Origin of the sequence: Nesiotobacter zosterae, from assembly GCF_033843645.1 — a bacterium.
Taxonomy (GTDB): Bacteria; Pseudomonadota; Alphaproteobacteria; order Rhizobiales; family Stappiaceae; genus Pseudovibrio; species Pseudovibrio zosterae.
This window is the reverse complement of the sequence record NZ_JAWXVZ010000011.1, coordinates 23,306-37,575: the sequence shown is the minus strand read 5'-3', so window position 1 is coordinate 37,575 and position 14,270 is coordinate 23,306. Positions and strand designations below refer to the sequence as shown.

Here is a 14,270-nt window from a genome sequence, read left to right as displayed (position 1 = left end):
TGAGTTGAGACGCAGGGTAAATTTACGCGCCAAAGCTGTTGATGATCAATAAACGCTATTCAGAATGTTAGCTAGGTCGGTGAAGTTCAGCGGTTTCGTTATGAACCCATTTGCGCCCGCATCGAGTGCGGCTGCTCGTGTTTCTGGGAGCACATCTGCTGTCACCACGATGATGGGGAGGCTTAAGGCTCTGGGGTTATCTGCACTGCGGATCTGACGGACCGCCGTGACCCCATCAATGCCCGGCATATGCAAATCCATGAGCACCGCATCGAAATCGCCACTCAGTGCTGCGTTCACCGCTTCCTCCCCATTGCCGACGAAGTGTGTCTGATGACCCATCTTCTTCAGCAGGGCACCGGTAAGCATGCGGTTGATCTCATTGTCCTCGGCGACAAGAAACCGCAATGCACTTTTGGCCAGTGTAGTCTCAGTGTGGACCAGAGAACGCTCAGGGTCAGCCGCCTCACTAATCTGGTCCATGGCGTCCCCGTTCACCAGTTTATCGGCGACTGTCAATAGCGAGGAGCCACGCACGGGGCGAACCAGATAAGCATCGAAGCCGATTGCCTTTAACTGCGGGAGTTTGTCTCTCTCAGAAGGAGCAACCACCACTATGCACTTGAGTTCTGGTTGGTGCGTTTTGGCGATCTCCAGCCAGCTGGCCATGTTGGCGACAGCCTGTTCGCACACGATCAGCAAGCTGGCTTGAGAAAGGGCATTCCACACATCGCTGGAGTCACCAGAGAGTTCTTGTACCGTGCATCCATGTTGTTGCAGGCATCTTGCAATCAAGGGTGCTTCTGTTGCGCCACTGGAAAGGAGCAAGACCTTGGTGCCCTCCAGCTCTGCCTCTGGCCTTTTGTAGGGCTCCTCAACTGCGGTGACCGGCAGCCGAAGGGTAAAGGTTGCCCCTTTACCCGGTTCTCCCTGCGCCGAGATCGTTCCATCCATCAACTGTGCGAGCCTTTGAGAAATCGCAAGGCCCAGGCCAGTGCCGCCAAACTTGCGCGTGCGGCCATGATCCAGCTGTTCGAACTCATTGAATATGCGGGCAGCTTGTTCTTCACTAAAACCAGGTCCGGTGTCCGAGATGCTGATCTTCAGTGGGATCTGGCCGACTTGAGCTAAGGCCCTTTCATCTTTCTCAACCAGAACGGAAATACCGCCCTTCTCGGTAAATTTGATACCGTTGCCAGCGAGGTTGAGAAGTATCTGGCGTATGCGTGCTTCATCAATTTCCACGATCTCGGGCAGCTCGTGGTCAATGAATGCACCGATTTCCAGCCCCTTGTCTTGGGCTTTGGGCGCAAGAAGCTCCACCACTCCGTCGACGACACTACGCAAGTTCGTTGGCTTTACGTTCAAAGCAAGCTTGTCCGCATCGATCTTGGAGTAGTCCAGCAACTCGTCAATGAGAACCAGCAGGGCCTGACCGGAGGTATCGACGGCATCGACGTATGTCCTCTGCTCCGGGCTGAGCCGGGTGTCACGCAATAGGCCTGCCATCCCCAAAATGCCATTGAGCGGCGTTCGGATTTCATGGCTAACCGTTGCGAGAAAACGCGACTTGGCTTCGTTCGCAATGGCGGCTTGGCTCAACCCTTCACGGAGTTTTTCTTCTGCGCGTCGGCGCTGGGTGACATCTCGAAGGATAGTTTGCAAAACGGGCGCAGCACCACTGCTGTCACTGACCCGAAGATTGAGAACGGAGAACCATCGAGGCCCTTTTTGGGTGTCGATCTCAACCTCGGAAGGCGTCTCGTTCACTGCTGGTGCGTGCGAAGTAAGGCCCCCAGAAAGGGTTGGAAGTTTGAGAAATTCACCGACCCGCGGTTGGTCGCCGGGCTTGAACGCATGGGCCGCTGCCTCATTCACGTAGAGCACACGGCCTTCGCCATCGCGCCGAATGACGATAGCACCCAACGCTTCCAGGACACTCTGGTGCTGGGCGTTCACCTCTTGCAGGGCAGAGCTGTAAACGTCCTCAAGTTCGAGGCCCTCTGGCAGTTCGGAGACTTCACTTTCCACCTGCTGACGGGTCCAATATCGCGCAATTTCATCTGCAGCAGGAAAGCGGCGAAAGACGATCGCCCCTGAGAGAAACGCGATACAAGGTGCCAAAGCAGCAGCTGGCAAGGGTTGAAAGCTAAGGCCCAGTGAGACCGCGAGACCAAGAATACCTGCTACAAGCGAAAGGAGGCGTAGTACGGTTGACGTCTTGGAGGCCGGAGTGGTTGGCACAACCTGTCTGATAGCTTCGAGGGAAGTTGCCCCTTTCAGGTCAGCAGGCTCTTTGTAGGGGCCAGATTCTCGGCTTTCTTGCATCAACTCACACTCTGACAAATTAGCCTGAAAACGGATCAGCTCTGGTTGTAGCGCCAAAGGGTAAAAACAGAGTTTCAAGCAGCAAGCGACATCAACCGATTTTGGCGGTAGCTCAATGCTTCTGCTAGGTGATGATGACCTACATCATCCTTCTGATCCATATCCGCGAGCGTGCGGGCAAGCTTTAGCACCCTGTGAAACCCTCGGGCTGAAAGTTGGAGCTTGGAGGCAGCTTCTGCCATGAGTGCCTCTCCTGCCCCATTTAGGCCTACTGTCTCTTCGATGGTACGTGCACTGGCATGAGCGTTCATGGTGATGGGGAGGCCAAGTTTGGCATAACGCGCCTTCTGCCGTTCTCGGGCCAGCATGACACGCTCTGCCACGCGCGCGGAGCTTTCTGCGCTTGATGCGCCAATCAGATCCAGCGCAGAGACAGCGGGGACTTCAATCTGCAAATCGATACGATCCAGAAAGGGACCGGAAACGCGGGCCTGATAGTCCGCGGCACAACGATCCCCTCGCTTGCATTGGTGGCCCGGTTCACCGGCATGGCCGCATCGGCAAGGGTTCATGGCAGCAATCAACTGCACCCGCGAAGGATAGGTAACGCGGTGGTTGGCGCGTACGATCGTAGCCTCCCCGTTTTCAATGGGTTGGCGAAGACTGTCGAGCACTTGTGGTTGAAATTCTGGCAACTCATCCAGAAAGAGGACACCGTTGTGAGCCAGCGAAATTTCTCCGGGGCGAGCACGCAACCCTCCCCCCACCAGAGAAGCCATGCTCGCAGAATGGTGGGGCGCACGGAAAGGCCGCTGATTGCTGAGCTGCCCATCTGCCAGTTCTCCAGCGATCGAGGCAATCATGGAAACCTCAAGCAGTTCTCGAGGTTCTAGCTTGGGGAGAATGGATGGCAAACGGCTCGCCAGCATGGATTTTCCTGAGCCGGGCGGCCCAACCATAAGCAAATTGTGCCCTCCAGCCGCTGCGATCTCCAATGCACGCTTGGCAGTCTCCTGTCCGCGGATCTCCGAAAGGTCCTTCTGGTCTGGAGGGCTTGGCGAAACACCCGGCGTCGGCGCGCTCAAGACTTGTGTGCCCTTGAAGTGATTTGCCAGCTGTATGAGGGAGTTAGGTGCGAGGATCTTCATATCGCCGCTTGCCCAAGCGGCTTCAGGACCGCACACTGCCGGGCAAATCAGGCCTTTACCCTGCCCGTTTGCAGCCATGGCAGCCGGGAGCGCGCCGTTGACTGCTGTAATGGACCCATCCAGTGCTAGTTCGCCAATAACGAGATAATCGGTTAGTACATCTGACGGCAAAGCGCCCATGGCAACCATCAGCCCTAGGGCAATGGGCAGATCATAGTGAGAACCTTCCTTTGGCAGGTCCGCAGGGGCGAGATTGACGGTCACCCGCTTTGCCGGGAGGGCCAGCCCGGATGCAACGAGCGCAGACCGCACCCGTTCGCGGCTCTCGGCAACGGCCTTGTCTGGCAAGCCAACCAGTGTGAAACAGATGGCGCCGGGACCGATCTGCACTTGCACATCCACATCCACGGCTTGAATGCCTTGAAACGCAACTGTTGTAACTCTGGCGAACATGCCGCTGCCCCCGAAACCAACGCTGTTGACAGGTTAGCTGCATAATTCACCGAGGAACATTCACAGAACTCAGTCCCCGGATACTGCGGGAAATGCAATGCCACTTTGAATTCTCAAGGATAAATTTGCGCTGTGACGATGAATAGACTATTTGTCTTATTATATATGAAATATCCAGATTGAGGCCATGTCGTCACTTGAGTTACTTACGCCGGTTTGCCACGCCATCGCGGCCCTGTTTCCCGGGCAGGTCGAGGTTGTGCTCCACGATTTGAAGTCGCAGCGCATCGCGGTCCTTGTAAACGCCATGTCCCCCCGCAAGCCGGGTGACGATAGTCTGACAGACATTGGTGATTTTCAGGCGAACTTGACTGCGGATGACACAATCGGGCCCTACCTGAAATCAAACTCAGATGGAGCAAAGTTGCGCTCCGTTTCCGCATTGATACGAGATGATACCGGCGCGCCTGCAGCATTGCTGTGCATGAACCTGCGTGTCGATGCGCTGGAAGCGGCCAAGAACTTGCTCGCTCAATTGACCAGCACAGCGCAAGACATAAATGACTCTGCATTCATCAAAAATGACTGGCGCGAGGTAACAAACGCAATCATCGCAGCCACACTGAAAGAGCTAAAAATCTCGTTCAATCAGCTGCGAAGAAGTGAACGCCAAGTCATTGTCAGTCGATTGCTGGCAGCGGATGTCTTTGCTGCACGCGGGTCCGCAGATTTTGTGGCTGAAGCCCTCGGTATCTCACGAGCCAGCCTCTATTCACTCATCAAACAATGCAGAGCAAGTGCGGCTCCCGCCGAGCGTGCCTAGGAGTTTCCCATGACAAGTCCACAGCCAATGCGCGATTTCGAGCTGGAAGTGTTTTTCTCCAAGTGGGAGTTCAAGGCGCGTCATCACATGACCGCTTCCGACATCGAAAGTCTTAGTCTCTCTGACCTGTTGCAAATGGCCGCTCCAGAAGACCGAGAGCGCTTTGACAAGCTTTGGTTGGGGTACACCCAGACTTGGGGGGCGCCGCAGCTGCGAGATGAGATTGCCCAGACTTACAGTGGATTGGCGGCAGAGAATATTCTTTGCCTGGCAGGTGCCGCCGAAGGTCTTTATGCCGTCGCCAAGGTTTTACTGTCAGCAGGCGACCACGTGATTACGACGGTGCCAAACTATCAAAGCGCAGAGACCGTGCCGCTTGCAATCTGCGAGGTGACAGGCGTTCCCATAAAGAAAGCAATGGTGAGAGGTCGCTGGAAGCTCGATCTGGATGAGCTTCGGGCGGCTATCCGGCCCAATACCAAGCTGATTTCACTCAACTTCCCGCAGAACCCGACAGGCATGGTACTGCCCCATGAGGATTTGAAGGAGATCGTCGCCCTGTGCCGCGAACGGGGCATTTGGCTCTTTGTTGATGAAGTTTATCGAGGAGTGGAACTCGATCCCGCAGATCGTCTGCCGCAAGTCGCTCAAATTTATGAGCGCGGTATCTCGCTCAATGTCATGTCCAAAGCCTATGGCATGCCCGGTCTTCGCGTGGGCTGGATTGCCGCGCAAGATCTGGGGCTTCTTGAGAAGGTTGAACACTACAAGCATTACCTCTCCATATGTAACTCCGCCCCTTCTGAAGCGCTGGCGTTGATCGCGCTCAAGTCACGAGATCAGATCCTTGCCAGAAACCATGCGTTGCTAAAGAAAAACGTCGAGGCACTGGAACAGCTTTTTGCCGACTATCCGGGGCTGGTGGAGTGGACACGGCCGCTGGGCGGCTGCGTGGCCTTTCCTCGGTTTCTAGGGCCTGAAGGCGGTGAAGCATTCTGCAGGAAGCTGCTTGAGGTTAGCGGTGTGTTGCTGTTGCCGGGCTCCATATATCGCTCGGAGCTGGGAGATGTGCCTGAAGATCACTTCCGCATAGGCTTTGGCCGTGGTGCTGTCTTTGAGCAGGGGCTTACTGCTATGCGTCAGCATTTTGAGGCGCACTATCCGCAATTCAAGGCGTAGTGGGTGCGGTTGCGCACATCGCCTTAAGACAAAGAAAAAGAGGGGTCGCCCCCTCTTGATTACTTTGGTTCTGAGCGTTCTTTAGCCAGCTCGTTTGGCTTCCAAACGGTCCCAGACCATTCCTGCAACATCGGGGCCGCCGAGCTTTGCAATGGCGCGAATGCCCGTTGGTGCGGTCACGTTGATCTCGGTAAGGTAGCCGTCAATCACGTCGATGCCGACCAGATACAGCTCATGCTCTCTCAGGACAGGGCCAAGGCGGGCGCAGATTTCGCGTTCGCGATCTGTCAGGTCACTATCCGTTGGTGAACCGCCACGTACCATGTTGGAGCGCAGATCCCCCTCCGCTGGAACGCGGTTCACTGCGCCAGCAAACTCACCATCCACCAACAAGATGCGTTTGTCGCCGTGCTTTACGTTTGGCAGAAACTGCTGAATGACCCATGGCTCGCGGAAGGTTGCGGCAAAGAAGTCATAGAGTGAGCCGTAGTTCAGGTCGTCTTTGGTGACACGGAACACCGCTGCACCGCCATGACCAAAAAGGGGCTTCATGACGATATCGCCATACTCGGCACGGAAAGCGTCAATCTCGTCCTTGTCGTGCGTGATCAGGGTTGGCGGCATCAGATCCGTAAACTGGGTCACGAACAGCTTCTCCGGTGCATTGCGCACCGATACGGGGTTGTTTACCACCAGTGTCTTTGGATGGATCTTCTCAAGAATGTGAGTGGCTGCGATGTAGGACAAGTCAAATGGTGGATCCTGACGCATAAGGACCACATCCATTTCAGAAAGATCAACACGCCTTTTCTCGCCAAACGAAAAGTGGTTGCCAACCTCATCACGCACTTCAACCGGTTCCACTGCACACATCACCTTCTCCCCCCAGAGGGCGAGACGATCAGGAGTGTAGTGGTACAGTTCGTGCCCACGCTTCTGCGCTTCAAGCATCAACGCGAAAGCGCTATCACCTGCAATGTTAATGGACGAAATATGGTCCATCTGAACGGCGACTTTCAGGGCCATGGAAAGCTCCTTATGGGTGGAACCTGCGAGGACTATCGGTTCCTTGGAAATTGCGAGTGGCTTTAGTCAGGCAAGATATGCGGTTGCCAAAAGCGTTTGTCTATGGGGGCGGCTTCACAAAGTTGTATTAGAAGCAGCTTCGGCTTTCAAACAGGTTGTGAATGTGCTGAGGCCACCTGCGGGGCATGATGAGCACGGCATCAAACCTGTACGTCATTTCTGGCGGAATGTCAGAGTGTGAAAGCCAAAGCCGTGCTGCGGCTTCAATACGATGCTGCGCGCGTGGGGTGATGGCACCGATCGCGGCCTCTGCCGTTCGACGTGCCTTTACTTCAACGAAAGCGATGGTTTTTCCGCGCTGGGCGATCAGATCGATCTCGCCCTGCTTCGTCTTGTAGCGCTGCTCAAGAACTCGATAGCCCTTGAGCCGCATGTACCAGCGCGCCAGCGCTTCGGCTCGGTGGCCTTTTCGCTCCGCGGCAATACGCCGATCCTTAGCCGTCGTCTCCGGCATCTTCGTTTGATGCACCATCTTTAAGCTCCATCGCCCGCGCGTACAGCGTTTTCCGCTCTAAGCCAGTCGCCTTGGAAACTGTTTTTGCTGCTGCACTCACAGGCATGGTCTGAAGTGCCTCCAGCAGCAGTCGGTCTGCATCGGCAGCATCCGGCTCTTTCTCGGCGGGTGGTCCAATAAGGATCACAATTTCGCCCTTGGGGCGATCTCCGGAATACCGCTCCACAAGGTCTTGGAGGGGCGCACGTTGAAACTCTTCGAATTTCTTGGTCAGCTCTCGCGCCACGACGCCGGGACGCTCTGGCCCCAGAATGCGGGCCATATCTTCCAGTGTTGCGGACAGACGGTGCGGGCTTTCATAGAAGATCAGAGTGGCCGGAATGTCCTTTGCCTCTTCAAGTCGCTTTTGCCGCGCTCCTGCCTTTTGGGACAAGAAGCCGGCAAATAAAACCGTGTCAGAAGGAAGACCTGCCCCGACAAGGCCCGTAAGCAGAGCCGATGCGCCAGGAATGGGGAATACTGAATGGCCCGCTTCCACAACATCATTGACGAGACGGTAGCCGGGATCGGAGATCAGCGGCGTTCCAGCATCTGAAACCAGCGCAATGGCCTTTCCAGCTTCCAGTGCCTCCAAAATTTTGGGGCGCTGCTTGGCCGCATTATGCTCATGATAGGTCATCAGCGGTGTTTTCAAACCGAAGCGCTGCATCAGCACTCCGGTGACGCGCGTGTCTTCGCAGGCGACAAAATCACAGGCGGCTAATGTCTCCAATGCACGGACTGTGATGTCCCCCAAGTTGCCGATTGGCGTAGAAACGATGTACAAGCCGCTCTGGATAGAACGCGCATTGAATGTGTTTTCTCCAATGGAAAATCTTCTGGTTGCAACGGCTTGTTCATGTTCCATGGGGAGAACCGTTCCTTTAAGCTGGTTTTGCACAAGTGAAGTGGGACATCTGGCGAACAACGGGCACTTTCTCGATTTTATAGAGGCATAAATTGCCAGTAATCGCAAAAAAGACCCGACATGAGTGTAGTAGCGGCTGTAATTGCGTCCTATCTTCTGCAAAAATCAAGAGCAGATGTGACCGGGCATGGCAAACGGTCCAGATCATTTAGGGCCGTAGGAATTGGTGGGGATTTTATGAGCGCTTTGCAAAACGCGTCTCGGGGTCGTTTTTTCAAGACAACGCTTAAAGCCGTTGCAGTGGGCGCTGCTGCCCTGCTGGCTGGTTGTGTTGCCGGGCCCAACTACTCGAATGTTTACAATCCAGCAAACTCGCCGTTCGAGCCGGTCGGTCCGGCACAGGTAAGCGGTGAGGTAATCGGGAATGGGGCGGTCCGAGTTGGACTGTTGCTTCCCATGACGGGTGAGAACCAGTCTTCTGCTGAGGTTGCGACACTCTTCAAGAACTCCGCGCAAATGGCCCTGCAAGATTTTCAGGGTGCGGACATTCAGCTTCTCGTGAAAGATACACGTGGCACCCGCGAGGGCGGGCAGGCAGCTGCAAGCGCCGCCATCGCTGAGGGAGCTGAACTGATATTGGGTCCTGTTTTCGCGCAGGCCGTTGAGGGCGCAAGTTCTGTAGCGCGCAGCGCGGGTGTGCCCGTCATTGGGTTCTCAAGCGATACGAATGTGGCTGGTCGCGGCACCTATCTGCTCAGCTATCTGCCGGAATCAGATGTAAACCGCATCGTTGGCTACGCCGCCGACCAAGAGCGTCGTTCCTATTCGGCCTTGCTGCCAAACAACTCCTACGGTGCCGTTGCAGAAGCGACTTTTAGACAGGCAGTTGGTCGCACCAATGGCCGCATTGTTATGGTTGAACGCTACACGCCGGGGGATGCCAACGACATCCGTCAGAAAGTCACGAGCCTTGCCCGTTCCATTGGTCAGGTGGATACGTTGTTCATACCTGAGGGCGGCGGTGTGCCTCCTTTTGCCATGCAGGTGCTTACGGAACAGGGGGCTAACATTGGCGAGTTGAAGTTGATCGGCAGCGGTCAGTGGAACACCCGCGATATTCTGCAGTCACCGGTTATGGTGGGCAGCTGGTTCCCCGGTCCGGATAACCGTAGTTTCGATCAGTTCAGTCAGCGCTATGCCTCGGCATTCGGCCAACCACCGGCGCGAAACGCATCGCTGGCTTATGATGCGACGATCCTTGCTGCGGGCCTCGTGCGCTCTGCGGGGCCTGACCGGTTTACCGATCGCGTTTTGACCAACAAGGACGGCTTCCTTGGAATCGACGGTGTATTCCGCTTCACCTCATCCGGGATGAGCGAGCGTGGTCTGGCTGTTTACGCTGTTACCAGTCAGGGCAAGGCGGAACCTATTGCCGCTGCACCGCGGTCTTTCGCTCCGCAGTTCTGAGGGAAGCGCAAATTTCGAGTTCAGAAACCCGCAGGGCGCCGCCCCGCGGGTTTTTTTGTTCTAGGTCCGTTGAACTCATGAGTGCATTTTTCTGCAATTACCGCTAGGAATAGCCAAGAGTATTTTGAGCAAGCATGGAGCTGTCGATGCTTTCGGGAAAGCGCATTCTTCTGATCATCACGGGCGGGATCGCCTGCTACAAGTCGCTGGATTTGGTCCGGCGCTTGCAAGAGCGCGGCGCTTCCGTGCGTGCGGTGATGACAGAAGGTGCTCAAAAGTTCATTACGCCGCTTGCCGTTGGTGCCCTGACCGGCGGAAAAGTGTTTACGGATCTTTTTGACCGGGAAGCTGAGCATGACGTTGGCCATATTCGCCTGTCGCGCGAAGCGGATCTGATCGTCGTGGCACCAGCCACAGCCAACATGATGGCCAAAATGGCGGGTGGCCATGCGGATGATTTGGCATCCTGCGTGCTGCTTGCAACTGACAAGCCCGTGTTGATTGCACCAGCCATGAACTCACGCATGTGGGCTCACGTCGCGACCCAACGCAACTTGAAGACCTTGCAGGGCGACGGGATTTTGACAGTGGGGCCCAATGCGGGCGAAATGGCCGAAAAGGGCGAAGCTGGCTATGGCCGCATGGCTGAGCCTATGGAGATTTTGGAAGCTGTCGAGGCGTTCTTCAATGCCACGATCAAGCCCCTGGCAGGCAAGAAGGTGGTGATTACCTCTGGACCAACCCACGAGCCGATCGATCCGGTACGCTACATTGCCAATCGATCCTCAGGTCGTCAGGGGCATGCAATCGCTGAGGCGGTCGCGCAGGCCGGTGCGGATGTGACACTGGTGTCTGGTCCGGTCACGCTGAAGGACCCCAAGGGCGTGAACGTGGTGCATGTAGAAACTGCCCGCGAAATGCTGGCCGCAGTGCAATCGGCTCTGCCCGCTGATATCGCCATCATGGCGGCTGCTGTGGCTGACTGGCGTGTCGCGTCCGATGCGCATCAGAAGATCAAGAAAGATGGCTCCGGAAAAGTGCCGGCACTGGATTTCGTCGAGAACCCGGACATTCTGGCGACGATAGGCAACAGCAAGGTCTTGCGGCCAGGGCTGGTGGTTGGTTTTGCCGCCGAGACCAATGACTTGATCGAAAACGCGCGCGGCAAGCTGCAACGTAAAGGCGCTGATCTTATTGTCGCCAATGACGTAAGCCCGGAAAACAACGTGATGGGCGGTAGCGAGAACACCGTTCGCATCGTGTCTGAGGATGGCGTTGAGGATTGGCCGAAGATGGGCAAGGAAGAGGTCGCTGCCAAGCTGATCGCAAAGATCGCTGAAAAGCTCGGCAGCTGACGCGCTTTTATTAAGCTGAGGTCGTGACCGGGTCTGCGCGCCTGAAAGCAGGCAGAGGTGCGCGGCCCAAGATCATGTCAGCTGCTTTTTCGGCAATCATGATGGTAGGAGCGTTGGTGTTTCCTGAAATAAGCGTCGGCATCACCGAAGCGTCCACAACGCGCAATCCTTCGATGCCCCGAACTTTCAACTCGGGGTCAACAACGGCCATTTCATCCTGTCCCATCTTGCAGGTGCCGACCGGATGATAAATGGTTTCCGCCCGGGCGCGTATCTCTGCGCGCAACCCCGCCTCGGAACGGTCGATTTTCCGCAAAGGTTTGAAACGGTAGGCGTCAAACTCTGGGTGATCGAGCACATCCAACGTTTTCTTCAGGCCCGTTACCATCAAATCAAGGTCTTCCGGCTCTGTCAGATAACGCGGATCAATGCGTGGCGGCGCCATCGGGTCGGCCGAATTCAAACCCACCTCGCCTCTTGATTTTGGCCGCAACAAGCAGACGTGGCAGCCGTAACCCGTTCCGTAGTACAGTTTGCGCGCATGTTGATCCACAATGGCGATTGCGAAGTGGTGTTGCAGGTCTGGCCGATCGACGTGCGGGCTGGATTTGAAGAATGCGCCGCCTTCTGCCGCTGGGGTGGCAATCATGCCCGTACCGTCCTTACGCCAGCGAAGCATTTCGCCAATGAGCTTCAAGGTGGGCCGAATGCCCAGCCCCACAAGGTCCTGACTCTTGGATTTGAAGCTGATTGTGTAGTCCAGATGGTCCTGAAGGTTCTGCCCAACGCCGGGAAGGTTGTGTTCAACCTTGATGCCGTGCCGTCTAAGTTCAGCTTCAGGGCCGATGCCAGAAAGCTGCAGAAGGTGTGGGGACTGGAAAGCGCCCGAACAAACAAGGACTTCCCGGTTTGCGGTGATTTCTTGTAGTTTGCCCTTCCAGGAAATCTCAATGCCGGTGGCGCGCCCATTTTTTAGCAGCACGCGGCGGCCGCGAGCACCGGTGAGGACAGTTAGATTGGGGCGTCCCATGATTGGGTGAAGATAAGCGGCAGCGGCAGAACAGCGCTCACCTCTTTTCGCCTTGTCATGAAATTGAGTAACTTGATAGTGGCCAACTCCTTCCTGATCTTCGCCGTTAAAGTCGTCATTCCGACGGATCTGGTGGGCTTCGCATGCGCGAATGTAGGCCTCCGCGATTGCGCGTGGTGAACGCTGGTTAGAGACCTGCAGAGGTCCGTTGTCACTGTGAAACTCGGAGAGGCCTCGCTCGTTGTTCTCTGAGCGCAGAAAGTAGGGCAGCACTTCATCGTAAGACCACCCCTCACAACCTAGACGAGCCCAGTCCTCGTAGTCCTCCTTCTGACCACGAATGTAGAGCATGGCGTTGATGGCGCTGGAGCCCCCCAATGCCTTTCCTCGAGGCTGAAACATGCTCCGGTTGTTCAGCTCCGCTTGAGGCTCTGTTTCAAATGACCAGTTGTTCAGAGAAAATGGTTTGCCGGGTACCATTGCGATAATCCCGATTGGAGCGCGCACAAAAATGGACTTGCCTTGCCCACCTGCCTCAACCAGACATACGGAAATTTTTGGATCTTCAGAAAGCCGGGCAGCAAGCACACTGCCAGCGGATCCACCGCCAACAATCACAAAATCAAAGTTCATGGGTCCTCCCTCCCAAGGTGGCCCGTGAACTAAAATTATTGATTGCAGGTCACCTAAGGAGAGTTTGACCGGCTCACAGCAGGGGAGCAAGCCTCGGAAAACTAGGCGATAGGTCTAATTCATTGTACTAATGAAGCTGATCAGCAAAGTTCTTGATCGGGATCCATAAGGGTATGCAGCCGCCGGGCAGCAACCTCCGCAAAGCGCTGGGTTACGGATTTTCGGGTGGCTGCCGCCAGCTTCACCTCAGGTGCTGGGCGGATTATTTCGGCCCCGTATCCATCAGAGATGATGAGCCCGGTATTTTCAGGAAAGATGTGTTGAGGCACATCCACGCTGGTGGCGAAGTAAAACTGATCGCAGTGCGCAATATACTCCGGCCATTTGGTGTCACTTTTGAAATCGGCGATGGAAGATTTGATCTCAACGATCCAAAGGGCGCCCTTTGGACCAAGCGCGCATAAATCTGCCCGCCTGCCAGAAGCCAAGGGCAGCTCTGCTAGACTGGAAAAGCCAATTGTGCGGAGAAATCTCATCGTGCCGCGCTGAATGCGCAAGGCTCGTTCTGATTGCCTTCCATCCTTCAAGGGATCATCTAGCCGAATGCGGTTGGATGAATCTGAAGGAAGCATGGCGATCAGAGGCCCTCTGTTTCCAGCATGAGGCGGAGCGATCTTTCGATTTCCCCTCCGCAATAGAGGTCGTTCATGGTGGCCTTGCTGCGCTCGATAACCTCTGCGATCTCTGGGCGGGCAGCAATGCGATGAACGAGACCGTGCATACATGGGGCCTGTTGCTTCACGCGCGCTTCGACCAATGGCAGTTGCGTAAACATGGTGTGCCACAACGCCGTGGCCGCTAGGTCCGCGATGCTCGGCTCATCGGTGCCCAGCATGTAACCTGCGGTCTCGGCCAGACCGTGGCGCGTTCCCATGTCTTCAAAAAGGTTCATCCAGCGCGGAAACCGCTCATCTTTGAAATGCCGCCACGTTTCGACGGACCACATGGTGTCGCCGCAATTCTGCGTGATCTCCTCTAGAACGTCCCCACAATCGCCGAGTATCTTGTTGGTGGTGGCCCGGAATTGAGGGTCATCCGGTGTCAAATCATGTTTTTCGCCAAGATAGGCAACGATGGCCTGAAGCTGATTGACGAAAAAGTCTGCCTCCCGGTCATGCAGAACGGGAGGCGCCATAAGCGGCCAGGGCTGCTGAGAAATGGGGGCGCTGCGCAGGCGCGCAACCTCTTCTACATCCGCTTCCTCCCAGTCAAGGTCCAGATAGGCCAGCGTGAAGCGAACAAAATGGCCCCTGAACGGAATGGGCCAGTAGTAGAGTTTGTAAGGAGCGCTAAAAGTAGTCATGCTGAAAACTCTTTTGGAACAGGCAATTGCTTTAGTCTCAACAT

General features: G+C 55.7%; 12 protein-coding genes. 4 read left to right on the top strand and 8 right to left on the bottom strand.

The window, feature by feature from the left end; all coding sequences use genetic code 11:
• Positions 1–45: 45 nt before the first annotated feature.
• Complete coding sequence (locus Q3Y58_RS15975) at positions 46–2,328, bottom strand: response regulator (RefSeq protein ID WP_319622918.1); 2,283 nt, start codon at positions 2,326–2,328, stop codon at positions 46–48.
• Between the two features lie 74 nt (positions 2,329–2,402).
• Positions 2,403–3,929, bottom strand: a complete 1,527-nt coding sequence (locus Q3Y58_RS15970) for a YifB family Mg chelatase-like AAA ATPase (RefSeq protein WP_274217714.1) — start codon at positions 3,927–3,929, stop codon at positions 2,403–2,405.
• 187 nt (positions 3,930–4,116) lie between these two features.
• Here Q3Y58_RS15970 and Q3Y58_RS15965 point away from each other — a divergent pair, with 187 nt between their 5' ends.
• A complete protein-coding gene (locus Q3Y58_RS15965) occupies positions 4,117–4,752 on the top strand; it encodes a helix-turn-helix transcriptional regulator (RefSeq protein WP_319622917.1) in 636 nt (211 codons plus the stop codon).
• A gap of 9 nt (positions 4,753–4,761) precedes the next feature.
• Entirely contained in the window at positions 4,762–5,931 is a 1,170-nt protein-coding gene (locus Q3Y58_RS15960; protein WP_319622916.1) for an aminotransferase class I/II-fold pyridoxal phosphate-dependent enzyme, read from the top strand.
• Positions 5,932–6,012: 81 nt separating this feature from the next.
• On the opposite strand, the gene gshB is transcribed toward Q3Y58_RS15960, so the two are convergent.
• The 3 genes from gshB to rsmI form a co-directional block, all read right to left on the bottom strand.
• Entirely contained in the window at positions 6,013–6,957 is a 945-nt protein-coding gene (gene gshB / locus Q3Y58_RS15955) for a glutathione synthase (protein WP_274217717.1), read from the bottom strand.
• Between the two features lie 127 nt (positions 6,958–7,084).
• Positions 7,085–7,489, bottom strand: coding sequence for a YraN family protein (locus Q3Y58_RS15950; protein ID WP_274217718.1), 405 nt, complete (start codon positions 7,487–7,489; stop codon positions 7,085–7,087).
• Positions 7,452–8,378, bottom strand: a complete 927-nt coding sequence (gene rsmI, locus Q3Y58_RS15945; RefSeq protein ID WP_319622915.1) for a 16S rRNA (cytidine(1402)-2'-O)-methyltransferase — start codon at positions 8,376–8,378, stop codon at positions 7,452–7,454. Before rsmI ends, Q3Y58_RS15950 begins: the two co-directional genes overlap by 38 nt.
• A 237-nt stretch (positions 8,379–8,615) precedes the next feature.
• Between rsmI and Q3Y58_RS15940 the strand changes: the two genes are divergently transcribed.
• Together Q3Y58_RS15940 and coaBC are read left to right on the top strand one after the other, a co-directional pair.
• Positions 8,616–9,845, top strand: coding sequence for a penicillin-binding protein activator (locus tag Q3Y58_RS15940; protein ID WP_274217720.1), 1,230 nt, complete (start codon positions 8,616–8,618; stop codon positions 9,843–9,845).
• Between the two features lie 146 nt (positions 9,846–9,991).
• Positions 9,992–11,200, top strand: coding sequence for a bifunctional phosphopantothenoylcysteine decarboxylase/phosphopantothenate--cysteine ligase CoaBC (gene coaBC, locus Q3Y58_RS15935; RefSeq protein ID WP_319622914.1), 1,209 nt, complete (start codon positions 9,992–9,994; stop codon positions 11,198–11,200).
• Between the two features lie 10 nt (positions 11,201–11,210).
• On the opposite strand, the gene Q3Y58_RS15930 is transcribed toward coaBC, so the two are convergent.
• The 3 genes from Q3Y58_RS15930 to Q3Y58_RS15920 form a co-directional block, all read right to left on the bottom strand.
• Positions 11,211–12,863 (bottom strand): GMC family oxidoreductase, encoded by a 1,653-nt coding sequence (locus Q3Y58_RS15930; RefSeq protein ID WP_319622913.1) that lies wholly within the window; start codon positions 12,861–12,863, stop codon positions 11,211–11,213.
• A 140-nt stretch (positions 12,864–13,003) separates the two neighbouring features.
• Complete coding sequence (locus Q3Y58_RS15925; RefSeq protein WP_319622912.1) at positions 13,004–13,495, bottom strand: MmcB family DNA repair protein; 492 nt, start codon at positions 13,493–13,495, stop codon at positions 13,004–13,006.
• A gap of 5 nt (positions 13,496–13,500) precedes the next feature.
• Positions 13,501–14,226, bottom strand: a complete 726-nt coding sequence (locus tag Q3Y58_RS15920; RefSeq protein ID WP_319622911.1) for a glutathione S-transferase — start codon at positions 14,224–14,226, stop codon at positions 13,501–13,503.
• Positions 14,227–14,270: the final 44 nt, after the last annotated feature.